Raw genomic sequence first — 18698 nt, 5'->3', positions numbered from 1 at the left:
AAGCCCTCGTAGCGGAGCTACTAGGGCGTTTCGGCAACGCGGCGAGGTGCGGTGCCAGGCCGCGCGACCCGGACGGGCATAGTGAAAGGACCCCTTAGACGGTGTCAGGGGTTGAGCGATGTGCTCACCTGCGTCTTCGCTGGTCGCTCGCGACCGAAAACCGTCAGAGCGCTTGCTGTTATTTCTGGGGGACCTCTGGCTGATGACCGACCCTCGTGCCTTCGCCCTGGCTCATGGGGACAGGGCGAAGACACGTTCGCGGTCTCTCAGTCGATGCAGAACTCGTTGCCCTCGATGTCCAGCATCGGGATGCACGAATCATTGCCGTCGTACAGCGTGCGCACGTGCACCGCACCGAGCGGGACCAGTCGTGCGCATTCCGCCTCAAGTGCGGCGAGGCGCTCTTCCCCCACGAGTCCGGGTGGCGGCGGTACGACGTATCCCAGCACCTCGCACCAGAAACGAGCGAGACGCTCGGGTTCTGCGCAGTCGAAGGTGACTTGGAACTTCTTGATCGGCGTCATCGGGAAACCGTATGGGCGCCGTGCCGGCACCGAGGCTCCGGGCGTCGTCTCCGTGCAGATCGAGGTCTCGCGTGACGTGAGGTGGTGACGGGCGGTGGTGTCCGCGACCGGGAGCGGAACGACCTTGGCTTCCGGCGCAGGGCGGGGCGGACGGGGTACTACCGGTCGTGCAACATCTCGGGCCGGGTGACGGGCACGATGGTGATCAGTTGGTCGAGGCCCTTGAAGTCGTCGGGGTTGGTGGTGAACAGGGGGAGTTCCTCGGCGGCCGCGACGGCGGCGATCATCAGGTCGGCCACACGGCGACGGGGCTTGCGGCCCGCGGAGACGACGGCGGCGCAGATTCTGCCGTAGATGCGGGCCGCCTCCACGTCGAAGGGGATGGGGTCGAATTCGTTCTCGGCGCGCTGCAGGACGTCCATGCGGCGGGCCCGCTCGGCGTGTTCGTCGTAGTCGCTCTGCTCGCCGCCGCGCACCTGGTGGGGGCCTGCGGAGAGTTCCGCGAGGGTGATGGCGCTGATGGCCATCTCGGCAGGTAGCTCGTCGGCGTCGATCCACTTGCGCAGGATCATGATGTTGGTGTCGAGCAGGCCTTGCTCGTACTCAACGGGCATACGGGTCGTCCCAGTCCTGATCGACGACGGCGTCCTGGTCGTCACGGAAGGCGTCGAGCGAGATGTCGGGGGCGGTACGTGACATGGCCGCGAACTCGGCACGGGGAACGAAACGGCGACGGCGGCGGAGCGGGACCAGCTCGCCGACACGATGCCCGTCGCGGGTGACGGTGAAGGCCTGTCCTCCCTGGACGGCGTCCATGATCTCTTTGGAACGGGTGCGCAGGTCGCGCTGAGTGATCTCCGGCTGCGCTGTCATGCTGTCCACGATAGCGAAGGTGTGCTACCTGGTGCTACACCGTTCCCCGCGGTTGCGGACAGGCAAAGGTGCCTGCTCAAGGGCGATGTGCATCCGGACACGAAAAAGCCTCTCACGCGTTTCCGCAGGTGAGAGGCTGTATGCGCCCCCGGCAGGACTCGAACCTGCGGCCAAGCGCTTAGAAGGCGCTAGGTGGGTAGCGTGCCACACCCTGGCTGACCTGCTCCTCTTACCGGGCAGCACGCGTCATCATCCGGACTTCGACACGCATTCGACGCGGCTCGGGCTACTCGTACGTCGTCGCTGCTTGCAGGGCTCGGGCGAAGAACGCCCAGTCGCCGCCAGGTGGCAACTCCCGGCCGGTGTTGCGGTACCAGCCGTCCGCGTCATCCATCCAGGCGGCCAGAGCGTCCAAAAAGCTCGGAAGGTCCGCGTTCTCCCACGGCCTTCCGTCCTCGGCATGACCGCGACGCAAGGAGCGAACGAAGGCTGCCAGGTCTTCTCTGCTGTCGATGTGATCAGGAGAAGTGGTCATGGCTGGGGACCCTACTTGGCGCGCAAAGCCTGAGTCGCCCTGTGAGGGGAGCTAGCGGTTGATCGGGATCTCGTAGACGATCTCGCAGTGAGCGGCGGGCACCACGATGTCCGCCGTCTCCACGGGGCGCCCATCGTCGCTGTAGTACGTCCGCCGGATGTGCGTCACGAGTGCGGCCTTCTGGATACCGAGAAGCGACGCCTCCTCGGCGGTCGCCTGCCTCGGCTCCGGCTGCTCGACGGCGTGGCTGACGGTGACACCGATCGCGGCCATGCGGTTGACGACACCCGTACCGGCGTGCGGCCCGCCCTCGGGAAGGACGACGAGTGTGCCGGCGGTGAGGTCGTACGGCTCCCAACTCGTCGACAACTGCACCGGCCTGCCGTCGGCAAGGAATTCATACGTGGTCCGGACGCACAGGTCGCCCTCGCCGAGGCCGAGCCGCGCAGCGATGTCCGCCGGGGCCGGCACCTTGGCCTCGGTCCGGCTCTCCCAATCCCCTTGCCTGCCGAGGGCCTTCATGTCCGCCCGGAAGGGCGATCCGCTGGGCTGCTCCCGAGCTGATGACCTGACGACCCGGACTCGCTGCCGGGGCTCGGCGACGTAGGTCCCTGAGCCGGCGCGGCCTTCCAGCACGCCCTGGGAGATCAGCAGTTCCTGCGCCCGGCGGACCACGTTCTCGCCCACGCCGCACTCCTGGCCGATCTGGGCACGGGACGGCAGGCGGTCACCGGGCTCCCATACGTGCTCCGCGATCCGTCGCCGGAGTTCGTCGGCGATGCGGAGGTAGGGCGGCTGCTCAGACATATGGAAAATCTAGTCCACTAGCTCTAATCTAGTTAACTAGCTTCACGCAAAGTGATCACCGGTGACGGAGGCTGTCCTGTGCCCGCTTCGGGAGTACTCGCGGCGGCCATCGCTGCCCGACTGTCCGACCTCGGGCTTCCCTCGCGCGTCGAGGAGCACGACCGGTTCGCGTCGGTCCAGGCGGAGGTGCCGGAATCGCTCTCCGCCGACTTATGGCGGGAGGTCCTGGAGGTGGTGGCCGAGGCCGATCGGTTCGGGCTCCTCGCCACCAGCATGAACGGCCGCACCCTCTGGGCGGCCGTACGCAAAGCGGTCCCCACGACGGGCGATGTCGGGGGACCGAGCAATCAGCGATAGGAGCTGACCAGCGTGCTCAACCGTATCCGCCGTGCGGTGACTCTCACCAGAGCGCGGTACTTCCCCAGAGGCAGGCATCGCCGCTCGTTAAGGCGCTTCCAGCCGCCGATCGTTCCAGCTTCCTCGGCGTCCGTTGACGAGCCGACGCTCGTCCTGGGGCAGGCCGTCGACATGCCGAGTCACCATCACCCGCTCAGGGGTGAAGACACTGCACTGGTCCGCCCGTATGTACTGGTGCAAGAGCGCGCTGCCCGGCGGCCCTCGATGGTCGACATTGCTCCCTACCTGCCAACTGACGCTTGGCCGGCACTCCTGGGGGCTCACTGATGCCCACGCGGCGACAGACTCTCGGCCCGGACGGCTCGCTCACCTCGTATCGCTCGGCTGTTTGTCAGATCGGCACGCACCGTGCCTGCTCAGAGTCCACCCCGAATTCGGCGCCGGTCGACCTTCCTTTGATCTACGAGGCTTGCGCCTGTCTGTGCCACGCGGTACCCGACCCGTCTCGGGGCGGGGATGACACAGCGAGGAACTCGGCATCCAGCGGCGCGTCGGTGCCCACCATCGAGGCCACCGACGGGGGAGCGCAGGGATGACGACACGAGACGAACTGAGGCTTCTCCCCTGGGCGGGGCCGGACGGCAAGCCGTGCTACCTGAGCACTGATGACCAAGGCGGCTATGTTTCCCGACTTGCGGACCACATCGAGGCGTATCAACTCGGGATGGCGTCTCAACTGCTGGAGCATGCACATCAGGTACTCGACGACGAGACCGACGATCTGGAGCAGTTGAACCTTCTCGCCGCCCAACTGACCAGCGCGTTACGGGACGTGCTGCGCGTCGCGACCAGCCGCGGACGCAGGCCGGTGGCGCCTGGTCGCCCCTGAGGGGGCTGAGCTGTAGATGCGGGGAGCCTCGGACACGGTCCGGGGCTCCCCGCTCTCGTCCGGCGTGCACTTGGCACGCCCACGGTAGGGCTGATCTCTATGACCACCTCTAGGAGTTCGGTCCCTACCTGCGTCAGCTGCGGCCGTGGATTGGTGGGACGGCCGGGCAGAGGCGCTGATGTGCGCCCGGGTCTGGCGTCGTTGATGTCAGTTGTAGATGTCAGAAGCCTTCTGATCCGTAGCTCGCAGGGATCGTCTGGTGGCGGTCATGCAGGTTGCCCACGGTCGCTGAGGGGCGCTGCTGGCCGTGGACGGTTGACGCACTCCGCCGCTGTACCGCAACCAGCATGTATGACTGAATTGAGCGATCTACCCCTGTAGCCAGGAGGTCTCCGTGAGGTCCTCGCTGCGCTCCGACCCGCTTCACTCATGCGAGTGAAACATGGCCATCTGCGCTTGCGTGATTACGCAACGTCCACTATTGCGATCGCGTCAACCGTCAAGCCATAATGAGCCCAGCCTGACTGACGGGCAGTCGGGCGCGACGGGGGTTCTGACATGTCTCGCACTTACGAGATACGTACGCCGCAGATCTGATTGTTGATCGACTGCGGCTCCCGGGACGCACACCCGAGTGGATCTCCACCAGGGACTTGGGAGCACGTTGCTGCTTTAGGCAGCGCGTTGTGACCAAGATTCTTTGCTGTGACTGACCCCAACAGCTTCAAAGGGGTTGAGTGCGGCGAAGTCCTGAGAGGCCCTCAATATGCAGCAGTTCCTGGAACTTGTCAGCCCCAAGCATCTCCTCACGGCTCTGCGCATTCTCCCATTGATCATTGCTGTCGTGCTCCTCGCTCCGGCCTGGCTGTTCTGGATCTTCCTGCCCGAGGGACGACAAAGGCGGGTCATCGACCTCGTGAAACAGTTGATCGAGTGGACGAAGGCCACACGGGATGAGCGCTGAACCATTGGCACCAGATCGCCCGTGACCTTAGCCTGGGGAGCTAAGGTGATCTTCAGGGCGTTGCAGGACTGACCTGCGGTGGAGCGACTTCGGCGTCCTGTTGATCACTGATCTGGTTGCCCGTTTTCCCCGTGGTTCCCCGCAGGATCTGGCGCGAGCCTCCGCTCTCGGGTGACGAGGCGTACGGCCGCGGCAGCTCCCCGTCTGTTTGCATTATGGACGTCCAAGCTGGCACCTGCCACAGTCGTCAGGTGGATTGGATGTCTCCGGCTTCGGCGTTGTTAGGGGCCGTCATCGGCGCAGGTGGCACGCTCTTGGCGCAACGCGGGCAGTGGCAACAACAGTTGGCCGCGCAAGATCGAAATGTCCGCCGTCAGTTGTACGGCGAGTACTTGTCAACACTTCACGGAGCTGGCGAGCGCCTACACCAGCTTGCTGCACGGGTGAAAAGGCCAGGGCGAGATGCTCTCCTGGAAGCGGCCCACGATGCCTTCGGGGCCGACGCTCTGTACTCCGTGAGGGCACAGCTTGTGATCAGTGCTCCGGCACCGGTGGTGGAGCAAGTATGGGCATCAATGATCGCCATGCGCGACTTACGCGATTGCGTGGGGCGCGGAGATCTAATCGACACTGACGCATACGCGACGGCTGGGCGAGCGGTGAAGGATAGCCAACAGTGCCTGCGCGACGTGATGCGCGCAGATTTAGCCGGCCGACGTCAGGTCCTCTAGTCCCTGGTCGTGCCTGCGACACCCGCTTTAGGAGTTCGATCCGAGCCCGGTCCGACTGCGGTCGTCGGCTACAGCCGGACAGAGACGCTGACGTACATCCCCGTCCGGTGTCGTTGATGTCAGTCGTGGATGTCAGGTTGCCCCTCGATGCGAACTGGGCGGGGCGGTCACCGAGGTGGGCGAACGCTGCCAAGGTCAACCGTCTTGACGGTGATCGCGGCAAGGGCGTCCTGGAGTCGGCGGACGGCATCCTCCGCCTCCCTGCTGAACCCGGCCCCTATGTCACCACTTGTCAGTACCATGACCGGATGTTGATCTCCGCTTCGGCATCAGCCGCTGTCCTCGGAGTACCGGTTGCCGTACTGGCCCTCGCGGTGTCATTGCTTAGCTTCGCCGTGGCCCTGGGTGCCCTCGGCTGGCAGATCGCCAAGCACCGACTCGACGGCGGGCGCCCCAAGGTCTACCTTAATGTGGCCGTTTGGGAGCCTAATTCGAAGATCATGGTCAACCGATCTGGCAAATGGGAACTGAATACCACCGACCTGGGTGAATCAGGTAGTGAGAACATAGAGCTGGCTCAGCTTGTTGTTGAAAATCCCGGCAGAACCGCGATCACTGTGTACACGCCTGGGTTGGCAATCGCAGGAACCGAGAAGCCCGCCTACAGCATTTCTCCGCGCGCCTTCGAGGCGAGGGGGTTCGGAGCGGATAGCTCTGCATCTGACACATCAGTTCGCATCGACCCATACGATCGTGTCACCTTTTTGCTCGACTACTGGTCCGTGGTTCCTCGACTGCTCAGAGAGGCAAAAGGCGGTGCTATACGGCTCCGCGGATGCATATCCGTAGCCGGTAGGTCCAAACCCTGCCTGTCCAACAAGCGCCTCGCCTGGCACATCCCTCCGGGGGCCTGGACAGCCCGTAGTGACATCCAGGAGATATCTCCGTTCACCGTTATCTGGCGCGAGCTATTCAAGGCGAACGTGAAGAATCATTCGAGCGAAGAAGAGGCGGACAGATTCCCAAGCTACCTCCTGGGGGTCATTGTTCGTACGGCAATGCAGAAATTCGATGAACGGCCGAGCGCAGAAGAATTTGTAGACGCGCTAGAGCAAGCTGATCGGCGTTACGAGTCAGAGCATTTCCGATACGAATACCTATCTTTCACCATGGATGAGTCCCTCGACCGCCACAAGGGACACTTGTCCACTTGGGTGTTCACCCCAACGAAAAGGTCGACGTAACAGCACTGGGGAGGTTCACTGACCGAGTGAAGGCGGCCTGCCGGCGTGCCCCCTCGATGCGAACTACGGGCGGGGCGGTCGCTGAGGTCTGTCGGGCTGGTGGCCCGGGTGCCTGCGGTCAGTGATGACTGGCTACGGTCGCGGTGGTTGCTGTACTTCGCTGCTGTGCAGCAAAGCAGCCCCTCCATGCCAGTTCTCCGGGTGCAGGCATAGCCCTCCCAGTGTCGCAGATCAACTCGGGGAGCCCAGGCCAGAGCAGGGTGGGGGCGGTCACCTGTGGGTGCCGTCTGTCAGCGTTGGTCGGCCTCGCACGGCCCAGGGACGGCCCAGGACTCAGTCAGTCATCGGCCGACCGTGCGCAGGTGACGGCACCATCACCCTGCAGGGATGGATGCCCGGCAAGCATGTGCACCAACCAGTCGAGTGGTGGTCGCAGCCGCCTCAGGCTCCATGCGAGGTGAGTCGACTGGATGTCGCTCGTTGGAAATTTTGAGTACCTGTGGTGCGGACTTGGCGCTGTGGGTAGGGTCGCCGTCCTGGCAGAGAAATGTGGGGGCGGTAATGTCCAACGGTCCGGCATGGTTGGCGGCAGCAGCCGGAGCAGCAGGTGCTGGTGCAGCATGGTTCGCTGCCGTGAATGGTGTTCGCACATTGCTCCAGACTCGACGTGACAGCATCAGCAGGAGTCGACCAATGGTGGCGGCGGAGTTCCGCGACGCGCTGCCGTCCCGTGGCACCTTGTATCTCGTAATCCGAAATTACGGGCCGTCAGTAGCGAAGAACGTACGGGTTAGTTTCGATCCTGCGATTCCTGACCCTCCTCCCGACATGGCCCGAGAGAGCGTTGTACCCTTCCTGAAGAGCCGCTATTCGAGGGTAATTCCCACGTTGACACCAGGGACTGAACTCCGCAACGTCTATTACGTAGGAGAGCCCCAGGGGGACCATTTCATCAACTCGGAACCAACCCCAGGGCGTGTCACAGTCACGATCTCATGCGAGTCGGCGGACGGGAAGCAAGAGTATACAGATACATTTGATCTAGACGTCGATCTTATGCAGAGTGAAACGTGGGTCACGTCATCGCTTTCTATGGAGTCCCAGGTCAAGGAGATCCGCACATCCCTAAAAGGAATCGATAAGTCGATGCAGGGCATCAGTCGCGCTCTCCAGTCAGGGCGCCGAAGCGCGGATAATGGTGGCTCGTAGTGACTTCTGAACCCAGGCGCATTGCGGAAAAGGGTGCCGTAGACACGATTGCCGCCGCAATCGCCACTGGTGCAGGAATCGCCGTTGGCGGACCCGTTGGTGGGGTCATGGGGGCTTCCTCTGCCCCAGTACTAAGTTCGGCCGCCGGGATGCTGATCGAACACGTCCGCCAACGCAGATTGCACCGAAGCGGTGAGGTGTTAAGGAATGTTGCGCGAACGCTCGGCGTGAACGAAGACGCGGTTGTGGATCGCCTGATATCCGATGATGGAATATTGGAGCTCGCGAGTCGGGTAATACTTGCGGCCCAGGATATCTCACTGGAGCAGAAGAGGAATGCCCTCGCCCGTGCGTTAGCAGCGGCTATTACAGATGACAGCCCGGCAACTCTTGACATATGCGGGCTAATCGCCAAGGCGATTACGGGCCTCGATGCGCCCCATATCAGGATGATGGCCGTCTTGGAAGAAGCGACACCACTCCCGGATCGACCTGACGACGCTATCAAATACGGCATGCGACTATCGGATATAGTCCAGAAAGATCCAGGTTTGACCGATGGCGCCTATGCCATTCTTCGGCAGCTGATTTATTTGGGCGTGGCCGAGGACGCCACCAACGGAATGACTTTCCTCGACAGCTCTCGCGGTTATGCCTTGTCTGGGCTCGGCCGGAAGGTTCTCGAAACATTGCGAGATGGCCCGAACACTGGTACATGATTCTCCTGTCAGAGACAGGACACGTACGGGCATAGAGCCGAATTACTACCTACCCCACCACTTCCCTGCTCCCATCCCGTCCGCCGTCGACCCACACACCGTGGAGCGGGCGTGGCCCATGGCGTCCAGGTGGAGCGCGCCACTGTACGAACGACCTGGCGCCATGGGCCACGTCTGCTCGGCTCTGCCTGGGTCGACGGTGGTCGGGATGGGAGCTCCCCGCGCACGCCACTACGGACCCGCAGTCGGGAACGGCGCCCCTCCATCCCGGTGCCGGCCGATCCCCCGCCGGAGGCATTGTCTTGACCGTGGGCCACGCTAAGCGGTGATCGACTCATGGCTTCCGGCCCTATCCACATGTGGGCGCGCGTCGGCGGCGGCAGCGCCGAGCGGGCCGAAGGCAGGAGAGCGGGCGCAGCCAGAGCCGGGAAGCGCGCCCGGCGGAGCGGAGCGCAGCCGGGGCTTGATGAAGTAGGGAAAGTCTTACCGCGACAGTGATCGGGTGCATGTCCCGTCCCGGTAGATGCTTGACGCCGCCTTGCCTCGACGCCGCTTGCCTCGGCTTGGCTGCTGATCGCCCACGTCGTCAGTGCCTACTCATGAGAGTGGGCTCCGGGCTACGCTTGTGCCGGCCGACACAAGAGGACGACAGGGAGCGTGCTAACCGGATGGGACCCAAGTCGGAGCGGGTCTACCGCACGATTCGCGAGTGGATCGCGACGGGACAGTACCCGCCGGGTTCCAAGCTCCCGTCTGAGCGGACCTTGTCTGAAGAGCTGGCCATCGGCCGGACCGCGCTACGGCAGGTGCTCGCCAAGCTAGTTGCGGAGAGTGCGATCGAGGTACACGGTCGCAGCTCCTACCGGGTGCCGGATCGGTCTGTGACTACCCAGGCGCCGGCGAATGTCGAACCGTGGCAGATCCATGGCGAGCGGACTCTGTATGACAACCGCTGGGTGAAGCTCAGCCTCGTCGACGTCGAACCGCCAGGGGTCGACCGCTTCGAGCACCACGTCGTGAAACTTCATCACGTGGCCATCGCGGCCGTCATCGACGACCAGGACCGTGTCCTGATGATGTGGCGCTACCGCTTCGTGCCCGACTCGTTCGGGTGGGAGCTCCCGGGCGGCATCGTCGACGAGGGGGAGGACTCCTTGGAGACGGCGCTGCGCGAGGTCGAGGAGGAGACTGGTTGGCGACCGGACTCCTTGGAGCACGTGGTCACGTATCAACCCATGGTGGGCATGGTCGACTCACCGCACGACATCTTCGTGGGCAAGGGCGCCAAGCTCGTTGGTGAGCCGTCCGATCTGGAGGAGGCCGGGCACATCGCCTGGGTGCCGCTCGCCGACATTCCTGGCCTCATGGCGCGGGGTGAACTCATGGGCTCCGGCACGCTCGTCGCCCTGCTCCATGTCCTCTCCGCACGCGGTGCTAAAGCTCCTCTTACAGACGCTGTGTGAGCTGTTCGACTCGACGCCGTTGGCGTACGGACCCGGTGCGGTTCGCTATCAAGCGGGCCTGACGGAGGTGCTTGTGCGCCTGGTCGTACTCGCCGCGGGCTATGTGTGCCTGGGCCAGGTCGCAACGCAGACCTGCGGAGGCCCGGATGAACGTCGAGTCGGCGGTGTCCAGGGCCGTGTAGAGGCTTTCTACCGCTTCTTCGTCCCCGATCAGGGCCAGCGCGTTACCCCGCCATCTGGCGAGGTGCCCGCCGTTGAGAAAGATGCTCAGCATGTCGGGGTCACGGGCTTCGTCACCCGAGGGCAGAGAGCGCGCCGCGCTCTCTAGCGCGCGCTTGCAGTCGTCGGGCATACCCGCTCGGGCGCATATCTCGGCTTCCGCGGCGTACAGCCAGGCTGTAAGGCGTGGGGACATGACCTTTCCGCCGAGTCGCTGGGCCTCGCGTATCAGCTGGACCGCCATGGGTGCGCGTCCGGCATCGCAGAGTACGTAGGCCTGCTCGGCTGTGGCGTGTGCCAGGTACATCGGCTCTTCGGCCTCTTGAGCAGCTCGCTTGCCCAACTCGTAGTGTCGCCAGGCTCGCTCGATGGCTCCGACGTCAAGTGCTTGCCAGGCGGCCAGTGTCGCTGCTCCAGCCAAGGCGCGTGCGACTGGACGCCGTGTCGCGGGCAGCACGGCGAAGGTGAGAGCGTCCTCCAGCGTCGCAAGGTGGGCCGTCATCTGGTCGACGAGACTTGCTGCACCCATCTGCCGGTCTACGGTCCTGAGCAGTTCCGTTTGGTCCATGAACGTGCTCACCATGGTCACGCTGATGCTGCGAGCCGCGTCGATACGTCCCATGAGCTCGTCGTATCCGTCGGTCGTGGCGGCCGGCACCAGCAACTCTGTCCTGCCCGCCAGTTCGTCGTCCGTGATGCCCAGCAGCGCTCGCAGTATCTTCGCGTAGCGGGCTGAGATGGAGCGCCGGCCGTTCTCCCACTCCGAGACGTACACGCGCAGGCTGGCTGTTGATGCGACGTCGAGCATGTGTTGTCGCGCATAGCGCTCGATCTCCCGAACGAGCCGCTCTTGCGACCACTCCCGTGCGCTCCTTGCTGTCTTGAGTCCGTTCGTCATGTGGCGCCGCCCTGCCTGGCTTACAGAGATCCTCATTGCAGCATGCCTTAGATCACCGCAGGTCGGCAGGGGTTAACGCGTCAGGTGTTAACCCCTGTTGGCTACCGGGGCGTTGGCGGAGGCGGTTCTCTAGAACCGTCGCAGTAAGGCGAGTTGAGAAGCCGAAGCAGCGACAGCGGTTGACATCTGGTGCGCACCAGATGCAACCTGCTGGTGCGCACCAGTTGGGGCGCACTCCCGCAGCTTTGCTGCACCCATCTGTCAATGCACGAGAGCGGCGACCCACCGCCAAGCAAGTACGCCGCTCCCGCCCCTCGCAAAGGAGTTCCATCATGCGTCAGATCCCCGTTGAGACGTCCGGCGCGACCGTGATGGTCGCCAAGGCCCCGCAGCCCAAGGTGCGTGACCGTCGTACCGGCGAGATCGCTATCGACGCCGACGGCGTCAAGCTGATGACCGTGGACGTGATGTTCGCGGCCAACGACGAAGTAGAGATCCTGTCCATCACCGTCCCGGAGCCCGGTATCTCCAGTGACCTGGCCATGGGCACCCCGGTCGCTCTGACGGGGCTGATCGCCCGGCCGTGGGAGAACGAGTTCAACGGCCAGATGCGGCACGGCATCGCGTTCCGTGCGGTCGCCGTCACTTCGCTGGCCGCCACCGGTTCGGCATCAGAGGCGGCCTGATCATGACCTGGTTCATGGTCGCTGTGGTTGTGGTCGTCGCCGCTGCGGGTCTCCTGCGGTGGCGGCGCCCCGCCTGGTACTGGTTGACCTTCGGGGTCCTCGTCGCCACGGTGCGGGTCCTGGTCCGGTACACCTCGGTCATGGACGCCTGCGGCCTGACGGTCCCGCCCTCACGCTGGCGGCTGGCCCTGGCCCGGGTAGCCAACCGTCCGGTGCCGGAGTCCCGTGTGCCGCGCATCCTGCGACTGCGGCCCACCCGGACCGGCCTGGTCCTGCGGCTCAAGCTCCGACCGGGCCAGGACGCCTTCGACGTGGCGGCCTCGACGGACCGGCTGCGGCACTCCTTCGGGATGTTCGGCGTGACCTCCCGCGAGGTCCGTTCCGGTGTGGTTGAGGTGCGGATGACCGGCTACGACGTGCTCAAGCAGGTCCAGATGCCCGCCAAGGTCGACACGCGTCCGATGCGGGTTCCGGTTGCGCTGCGGGAGGACGGCTCGGTGCACTACCGCGACTACCCCGCCGTCCCGCACGGTCTGACCCTCGGGGCCACGGAGTCCGGCAAGTCCGTCTACCAGCGCAACCTGGTCGCCGGGCTCGCCCCGATGGACGTCGCCCTGGTCGGCATCGACTGCAAGCAAGGCGTTGAGCTGTTCCCGCTGGCCCGCCGGTTCTCCGCTCTGGCCGACAACCCGGACTCCGCGCTGGCACTGCTCGAAGCTCTGGTGTCTCACATGGAGGAGGTCTACCAGCTGATCCGGGCTGAGCAGCGCATCAGTGTCGCCGTGCCGGATGCGGAGATCGCCGCTGACATCTGGGATCTGCCCGACGACATCCGACCCGTCCCGGTCGTGGTCCTGGTCGACGAGGTCGCCGAACTCGCCCTGTTCGCCAGCAAGGATGAGGAGAAGCGCCGGGACCGGATCATCACCGCGCTGGTCCGTCTCGCCCAGCTCGGCCGTGCGGCCGGCATCTACCTGGAGGTCTGCGGACAGCGCTTCGGCTCCGAACTCGGCAAGGGCATCACCATGCTCCGCGCCCAACTCACCGGCCGCACCGCGCACCGCGTCAACGACGAAACGAGCGCGAACATGGCCTTCGGCGATATCTCCCCGGACGCCGTCCTGGCCGCCATCCAGATCCCCGCCGAGACACGCGGCATCGCGATCGCCGGTGACTCGACCGGTGGCTGGCACCGCATCCGCGCCCCGCACACCTCGCTGCGCCAGGCCGTGAACACCTGTAACAAGTACGCCGACCGCACCCCCGACGTGCCCGCCCTGGCCGCCTACCGGCCCGCGGTCGCCGCGCTGCCCTCGGCCCGGGTGCCGCTGTCCAAGACAGCCCCCGCCACCGCCTGACCTTCCCCTGCTTCACCGGTCGGCGCGACCGCCTCGCGCCAGGTCCCTACCCCCGCCATGCCTCATCACAGGAAGGAGCCGTGATGGCCCGCCCCGCTCTCCGCATAGATGCCGTCCTGGTCCAGGCCGTCATCGCCGGGGCGCTGTCCTTCGCCCACCTGCACGACCTGGCCGCCGCTGCCGGACAGGACGGCTGGAAAGCCTGGGCCTACCCGATCTCGGTGGACCTGCTCCTGGTCGCTGCCTGGCGCCGACTCCGTGTCGATGGCCCGTCCGGGCTGGCCTGGTGCTGGTTCGTCATCGCCCTGGTGGCCTCGCTGGGCGCCAACGTCGCCACCGCCGGACTCCTCGACCTGACCGACGTCCCGGCCTGGCTGCGCATCCTCGTCGCCGCCTGGCCCGCCCTGGCGTTCATGGGCGGCACGCTCCTCGCCCACTCCGCCACAGACCCGGTGCCGGATCCGCCGGCACCCGCGGCCCCGGTCTCCGAGCCGGACCCTGAGCCGGTTGCCGAGACCGAACCGGCGCCCGAGCCGATTCCGGCGGTCGACGACACCCCGGCCCTTCCCGCAGCGGAGCCTGCCCCGGTCGCCGCTGCTCCGGCTGTACCGGTCCCGGCCGCGCTGGTCGACCACGCCCGCAAGGTCGCCGACGACCACCACGCCCGCACCGGTACACCGATCGACACCGACACCCTGCGCGCCCGCCTCGGCGTCCCGCCCCAGCTCGCCGACGCCATCGCCGCCCAACTCGCCTGACACCGACCGGAGAAACGCCATGACCAGCGACCCGGCCGACCTGACCGCCGCCGACCACCTCGACGCCGCCCGCGAGATGGCCGCCGCGAACCGGCCCCTCCTCGCCCACCTGCTCGCCGAGGAAGCCGCCCGCCGCACCGCCGACCCGGCCACCGCCGCCGGTATCCGCGCCGCCTTCCCCGACCCGGCCCCGACCCGCAAGGAGACCGACTGACATGCCCGCCCGCGACCACTTCCACTCCGTGATGCGCATCGGCCCGGTGCAGATCGGCACCCACCGCGACCGCCACGGCCGCACCAAGTACGCCGCCGTGTGCACCGCCGACCGCTGCGGCTGGTCCTCCGACTACTCCAGCCAGTCCGCCGCCCAGCTCGCCGCCCGCACCCACCGCTGCCGCGTCCGCTAGGAGGCCCTCCGCCATGGAAGTACCGCTCTGGCTCGCGTTGCTCGTCGTCGGCTACCTCGGCGTCAAGCTCATCCGCCCGCCCGCCTGGCTCATCGCCGTCCTGCTGCTCGGCGGCTTCCTCCTCGCCGACAGCGTCCTGGCCCCCGCCATCGACACCTTCATCAAGTAGCCGAGGAGAACCGCTGATGTTCCGCCCGAAGATCCCGACCATGCCCACGCCGACCGGCCACGTCACACCGCCCGCCGTGGTCGAGCCGACCCGCATCGTCCCGGCCGCTCAGACCCCGCCGCCCGCCCCGGTCGCCCCGGCCCCGTCCCGACCGACAGTGCAGCTCACCCCCGGCACCGCGCTGGCCCTCGTCGGCGGCGGCACCGCCGTGGTCCTGGTCGTCGGCGCCGTCCTTGTCTCCATGCTCCTGGCCGTCGCCATCACCGGCGCCTCGGTCGCCGTCTGCGCCGTCGTCCTGCGCTCGCTCCTCGCCTCGGAGACGAAGCGCCGCTGACCGGCCCCCGGAGCGGCCTCAACCGCCAAGTCCGTCCGCTCCGGGCGCCGTCCCTGTCCGACCCAATGAACCGGAAGGACCCCCAGCATGCCGCACCCCACCGCCACACCGACGCCCCGCATCTGCCCGAACTGCGACGGTTTCGCCACCGCCGCCATCACCACCGGCAGCCGCGACCGGCACGGCCACCTGCCCACGCTCACCGCCAACTGCCCCGCCTGCCACGGCCAGGGCACCGTTCCCGCCCGCCGCGTCCGGGAGGCTGCGCGTGCCTGACCTGCTCGACCCGACCACCCTCGGCGACCTGCTGAGGGTGGCTTCGGCCTCTGACTATGACCGCTGGCACGAGCAGATCCGCCGCACCGGCGGCTGCGCCGACCCCATCCACCTCACCGGCTGGACGATCCAGAAGGACAAGACCACCGGCGAGACCCTGCACCACTACACCACCGCGAACGAGCCGGGCGGCCGTCTCCGAGTCGCCTGCGGCAACCGCCGCGCCTCCCGCTGCCCCTCCTGCGCCTGGACCTACGCGGGCGACACCTACCACCTGATCCGTGCGGGCCTGGCCGGGGACAACCGACGCGACATCCCCGCCACCGTCCGCGACCACCCCCGGGTCTTCGCCACCCTCACCGCGCCGTCGTTCGGCCCGGTCCACAACCGTCCCGACCGAGGAGTCTGCGGCTGCGGCACCCACCACGCCGCCGACGATCCCGCCCTCGGCACGGCCCTCGATGCGGCGACGTACGACTACGCGGGCGCCGTGCTGTTCAACAACCACGCCGGGCAGCTCTGGCAGCGCTTCACCAACCGGCTCCGCCGCGAGATCGCCGCCCGCGCCGGCATCACCCAGCGGGAGCTGAAGGAGTGCGCCCGCCTGTCGTACGGCAAGGTCGCCGAGTTCCAGAAACGCGGCGCCGTGCACTTCCACGCCGTGATCCGCATAGACGGCCCCGACGGACCCGATACCCCGCCGCCCGACTGGGCGACGGTCGACCTCCTCGCCGACTCGATCCGTGCAGCTGCCGCGCACTCCTACACGTCGGTCTCCCTCCCGGCCGCCGAGGACCAACCGGCCCGTACCTTCCGCTGGGGCACGCAACTCGACGTCCGGCCAGTGAAGGCCTTCGACGACGGCGCGCAGATCACCGAACAGGCTGTCGCGTCCTACGTGGCCAAGTACGCCACCAAGGCCGCCGAGACCACCGGGTCCCTGGACCGCCGCATCGGCGAACTCTCCGAGCTCGACCGCCACGGCGTCCCAGACCACACCCGCCGCCTCATCGAAGCCTGCAAGCAGCTCGACCCGCTCTACCCGGACCGGCGCCTGTGGGCCTGGGCTCACATGCTCGGCTTCCGCGGCCACTTCTCCTCCAAGTCCCGCCGCTACTCCACCACCCTCGGCGCCCTCCGCCAGGCCCGTGCCGACTACCGCGCCGCCCAGGAACACGCCGCCCTCGGCCTGGACGACCGTGAGCCGGACACCGTCCTGGTCCTGGCCGACTGGCAGTACGCCGGACACGGCCACACCCCCGGCGAATCCGCCCTCGCGGCCACCATCGCTCGCGACCTCCAGCTCAACCGCGAAACCGCCCGCGAAGCCTTGCTCAGCGAAGGGAGCAGTACATGACCACGGCCACCAGAACGCGCACCATGCTCACCCTCGCGGACGTCTGCGAGGAACTGGGCGTCTCGCGCTCGACCTTCTACGACTGGCGGGCCAAGCGTCGCGCACCGCGCTGCATCAAGCTCCCGAACGGCGACCTTCGGATCCGACGGAGCGACCTCGACCACTGGCTCGACGACCGCGAGGACGCCGCCTGATGGAGACGACGTACGACGTGAAGGTCTACAAGATCCTCACCTACAAGGGCGCCCGGAAGACCACGTACACCGTGCGCTGGGTCGTCGCGGGGAAGCGCTGGCGTGAGCCCTTCGACACCGTCGCGCTCGCCGAAGGCTTCCGCTCCGAACTCATCCGGGCCACCGGCAAGGGCGAGGCGTTCGTCATCGCCACCGGACTCCCGGTCTCCCACCGCTCCAAGTCGGCTGCCATGAGCTGGTACAAGTTCACCGTCGAGTACGTGGATGCCGGGTGGCCTCAGCTCGGCGGCAACAGCCGCAAGAACATGGCCAAGACCCTTACGGCGACCACCATCGCGCTGCTGCGGGCCAAGCCCACCCAGTTCGCGCCCGCGGCTGTGCGCACCGCTCTGCGTGAGTGGGCGTTCAACACCAACCGACGCCCCGACGCACCCCGAGACGTGGTGGCCATCCTCCGATGGGTCGAGCGGAACTCCCTGCCCGTCTCGGCCTGGGAGGACCCGGAGAAGGTCGACCAGGTCCTGCGCGCCATCGACACGCGGCTCGACGGCAAGCAGGCGGCGGCCTGGTCCCGCAAGCGCAACCGCCGGATCCTCAACGTCGCCATGAAGTACGCGGTCCGGCGGCGCATCCTGCGGACCAACCCGCTTCCCAAGGGCAAGGAGTCCACGGCCGCCGTAAAGACCACGAACGCCGTGGACAAACGGTCACTGCTGAACCCGGAGCAGGCAGCAGCGATCCTCGACTGGATACGGCGCCGGCCGCGCGGCGGCGAGCGACTTCACGCCTTCTTCGCCACGCTCTACTACTGCGGTCCACGGCCCGAGGAAGCCGTAGCGATGCGGGTGGAGGACGTGGCCCTGCCCGAGCCCGACGCCGCCGACCAGTGGTGCGAGCTGCTGTTCCACACCGCAACCCCAGAGGTCGGAAAGCAGTGGACAGACACGGGGGAGATCCACGAGCAACGTGACCTGAAAGGCCGTGCGGAGGGCGAGACGCGCACTGTCCCGGGGCATCCTGCCCTGACGCGCATCCTGCGGCAGCACATCGAGGACGAACAGCTCAAGCCGGGTGACCTGCTGTTCCAAGGCGAGTCCGGCGGCATCCTCGCCGGTTCCGTCATCCGTCGGGCGTGGCGCAACGCCCGTAAGGCCGTACTGCCCCCGCACGTCTTCGAGTCGCCCACCGGACGGCGCGTCTACGACAACCGGAACACGCGCCTGACGAAGTGGCTGAATGACGGGATCCCGCCCGCCCAGGTGGCCGAGTGGGCCGGGAACAGCGTTGCCGTGCTCCTGGCGACCTACGCCCGTTGCGTCGAGGGCCAGCTGCCCGACCTGAAGAGGCGGCTCGAAGCTGCCGGAGATCTCCCCGAGCGGCCGTCCGCCGACTGACCTCGCGGCCCGCAGAAACTTCGACACGTATTCGACACGGCCACCCGCAAAAACCCGGTAACAGCCGGACAGCCCCGGAGCCCGCCCTTGATCATCAAGGGGGAGTCCGGGGCTTCGCCGTACCGCCTGGCATGTGCCCTGACCAGCAAAAAGCCCTCCCCAAAGGGAGGGCGGAGACTTGCGCCCCCGGCAGGACTCGAACCTGCGGCCAAGCGCTTAGAAGGCGCCTGCTCTATCCACTGAGCTACGGGGGCCGGGTGTGGTGGCCTCTGTCGTGGTGCCCGGGTGTGGGCTGATCCGTGACGTTGCCGGGGACAAGGATAGGGCTCCCGC

24 protein-coding genes and 2 tRNA genes are annotated in these 18698 nt (G+C 66.6%); 18 read left to right on the top strand and 8 right to left on the bottom strand.

Features of this window, described 5'->3' with window-relative positions; genetic code table 11:
* Positions 1-266: 266 nt before the first annotated feature.
* The 6 genes from ABTX62_RS20730 to ABTX62_RS20705 all read right to left on the bottom strand — a co-directional run bounded on the left by ABTX62_RS20730 (position 267) and on the right by ABTX62_RS20705 (position 2739).
* Positions 267-524: a VOC family protein gene (locus tag ABTX62_RS20730; protein WP_352117529.1), complete on the bottom strand. Its 258-nt coding sequence runs from the start codon at positions 522-524 to the stop codon at positions 267-269.
* A 158-nt stretch (positions 525-682) separates the two neighbouring features.
* Complete coding sequence (locus ABTX62_RS20725; protein ID WP_352117528.1) at positions 683-1138, bottom strand: type II toxin-antitoxin system VapC family toxin; 456 nt, start codon at positions 1136-1138, stop codon at positions 683-685.
* Complete coding sequence (locus ABTX62_RS20720; RefSeq protein ID WP_352117527.1) at positions 1128-1397, bottom strand: type II toxin-antitoxin system prevent-host-death family antitoxin; 270 nt, start codon at positions 1395-1397, stop codon at positions 1128-1130. Before ABTX62_RS20720 ends, ABTX62_RS20725 begins: the two co-directional genes overlap by 11 nt.
* A 143-nt stretch (positions 1398-1540) precedes the next feature.
* Positions 1541-1613: transfer RNA gene (locus ABTX62_RS20715), tRNA-Arg, on the bottom strand.
* A gap of 70 nt (positions 1614-1683) precedes the next feature.
* Positions 1684-1932, bottom strand: a complete 249-nt coding sequence (locus ABTX62_RS20710; protein ID WP_352117526.1) for a DUF7660 family protein — start codon at positions 1930-1932, stop codon at positions 1684-1686.
* Positions 1933-1983: 51 nt separating this feature from the next.
* Complete coding sequence (locus ABTX62_RS20705) at positions 1984-2739, bottom strand: GntR family transcriptional regulator (protein WP_352117525.1); 756 nt, start codon at positions 2737-2739, stop codon at positions 1984-1986.
* Between the two features lie 78 nt (positions 2740-2817).
* On the opposite strand from ABTX62_RS20705, the gene ABTX62_RS20700 reads away from it, so the two are divergent.
* The 7 genes from ABTX62_RS20700 (at position 2818) to ABTX62_RS20675 (ending at position 10315) form a co-directional block, all read left to right on the top strand.
* Positions 2818-3096, top strand: a complete 279-nt coding sequence (locus ABTX62_RS20700) for a hypothetical protein (protein WP_352117524.1) — start codon at positions 2818-2820, stop codon at positions 3094-3096.
* A gap of 592 nt (positions 3097-3688) precedes the next feature.
* Positions 3689-3985, top strand: coding sequence for a hypothetical protein (locus ABTX62_RS20695; protein WP_352117523.1), 297 nt, complete (start codon positions 3689-3691; stop codon positions 3983-3985).
* 766 nt (positions 3986-4751) lie between these two features.
* Positions 4752-4949, top strand: a complete 198-nt coding sequence (locus ABTX62_RS20690; RefSeq protein ID WP_352117522.1) for a hypothetical protein — start codon at positions 4752-4754, stop codon at positions 4947-4949.
* An 847-nt stretch (positions 4950-5796) separates the two neighbouring features.
* Complete coding sequence (locus tag ABTX62_RS20685) at positions 5797-6924, top strand: hypothetical protein (RefSeq protein ID WP_352117521.1); 1128 nt, start codon at positions 5797-5799, stop codon at positions 6922-6924.
* Positions 6925-7311: 387 nt separating this feature from the next.
* Positions 7312-8133, top strand: coding sequence for a DUF8453 domain-containing protein (locus tag ABTX62_RS37935; protein ID WP_502997984.1), 822 nt, complete (start codon positions 7312-7314; stop codon positions 8131-8133).
* Positions 8133-8852, top strand: a complete 720-nt coding sequence (locus ABTX62_RS20680; RefSeq protein ID WP_352117520.1) for a hypothetical protein — start codon at positions 8133-8135, stop codon at positions 8850-8852. Before ABTX62_RS37935 ends, ABTX62_RS20680 begins: the two co-directional genes overlap by 1 nt.
* Before the next feature lie 668 nt (positions 8853-9520).
* Positions 9521-10315: an NUDIX domain-containing protein gene (locus ABTX62_RS20675; RefSeq protein WP_352117519.1), complete on the top strand. Its 795-nt coding sequence runs from the start codon at positions 9521-9523 to the stop codon at positions 10313-10315.
* Here ABTX62_RS20675 and ABTX62_RS20670 read toward each other — a convergent pair.
* Complete coding sequence (locus ABTX62_RS20670; protein WP_352117518.1) at positions 10299-11432, bottom strand: NsdA family TPR-like regulatory protein; 1134 nt, start codon at positions 11430-11432, stop codon at positions 10299-10301. The genes ABTX62_RS20675 and ABTX62_RS20670 overlap by 17 nt on opposite strands.
* A gap of 332 nt (positions 11433-11764) precedes the next feature.
* On the opposite strand from ABTX62_RS20670, the gene ABTX62_RS20665 reads away from it, so the two are divergent.
* From ABTX62_RS20665 to ABTX62_RS20615, 11 genes are all read left to right on the top strand, one after another.
* Positions 11765-12118: an SCO3933 family regulatory protein gene (locus tag ABTX62_RS20665; protein ID WP_352117517.1), complete on the top strand. Its 354-nt coding sequence runs from the start codon at positions 11765-11767 to the stop codon at positions 12116-12118.
* A 2-nt stretch (positions 12119-12120) separates the two neighbouring features.
* Positions 12121-13476: an FtsK/SpoIIIE domain-containing protein gene (locus ABTX62_RS20660; RefSeq protein WP_352117516.1), complete on the top strand. Its 1356-nt coding sequence runs from the start codon at positions 12121-12123 to the stop codon at positions 13474-13476.
* 83 nt (positions 13477-13559) lie between these two features.
* Positions 13560-14234: a DUF2637 domain-containing protein gene (locus tag ABTX62_RS20655; protein ID WP_352117515.1), complete on the top strand. Its 675-nt coding sequence runs from the start codon at positions 13560-13562 to the stop codon at positions 14232-14234.
* Between the two features lie 19 nt (positions 14235-14253).
* A complete protein-coding gene (locus tag ABTX62_RS20650) occupies positions 14254-14448 on the top strand; it encodes a hypothetical protein (protein WP_352117514.1) in 195 nt (64 codons plus the stop codon).
* 1 nt (position 14449) lies between these two features.
* Positions 14450-14641: a mobile element transfer protein gene (locus tag ABTX62_RS20645; RefSeq protein WP_352117513.1), complete on the top strand. Its 192-nt coding sequence runs from the start codon at positions 14450-14452 to the stop codon at positions 14639-14641.
* Between the two features lie 13 nt (positions 14642-14654).
* Positions 14655-14810, top strand: a complete 156-nt coding sequence (locus tag ABTX62_RS20640) for a hypothetical protein (RefSeq protein WP_104779910.1) — start codon at positions 14655-14657, stop codon at positions 14808-14810.
* Positions 14811-14826: 16 nt separating this feature from the next.
* Positions 14827-15144 carry a SpdD-like protein gene (locus ABTX62_RS20635; RefSeq protein ID WP_352117512.1) on the top strand — a complete coding sequence of 106 codons (318 nt, stop codon included), beginning with the start codon at positions 14827-14829 and terminating at the stop codon, positions 15142-15144.
* Between the two features lie 87 nt (positions 15145-15231).
* Positions 15232-15420, top strand: a complete 189-nt coding sequence (locus ABTX62_RS20630) for a hypothetical protein (protein WP_352117511.1) — start codon at positions 15232-15234, stop codon at positions 15418-15420.
* Positions 15413-16777, top strand: a complete 1365-nt coding sequence (gene repSA, locus ABTX62_RS20625; RefSeq protein ID WP_352117510.1) for a replication initiator protein RepSA — start codon at positions 15413-15415, stop codon at positions 16775-16777. The genes ABTX62_RS20630 and repSA overlap by 8 nt, the downstream gene beginning before the upstream one ends.
* Positions 16774-16971: a helix-turn-helix transcriptional regulator gene (locus tag ABTX62_RS20620; protein ID WP_352117509.1), complete on the top strand. Its 198-nt coding sequence runs from the start codon at positions 16774-16776 to the stop codon at positions 16969-16971. The genes repSA and ABTX62_RS20620 overlap by 4 nt, the downstream gene beginning before the upstream one ends.
* Positions 16971-18365 (top strand): tyrosine-type recombinase/integrase, encoded by a 1395-nt coding sequence (locus ABTX62_RS20615; protein ID WP_352117508.1) that lies wholly within the window; start codon positions 16971-16973, stop codon positions 18363-18365. The genes ABTX62_RS20620 and ABTX62_RS20615 overlap by 1 nt, the downstream gene beginning before the upstream one ends.
* A gap of 181 nt (positions 18366-18546) precedes the next feature.
* On the opposite strand, the gene ABTX62_RS20610 is transcribed toward ABTX62_RS20615, so the two are convergent.
* Positions 18547-18619: transfer RNA gene (locus ABTX62_RS20610), tRNA-Arg, on the bottom strand.
* Between the last annotated feature and the right edge of the window lie 79 nt (positions 18620-18698).

The sequence above is a fragment of the Streptomyces sp. NPDC096046 genome (assembly GCF_040303285.1).
In the GTDB taxonomy this organism is placed as follows: domain Bacteria; phylum Actinomycetota; class Actinomycetes; order Streptomycetales; family Streptomycetaceae; genus Streptomyces.
The sequence above is the reverse complement of the archived record's forward strand: the minus strand, read 5'-3'. Positions and strand labels throughout refer to the sequence as shown.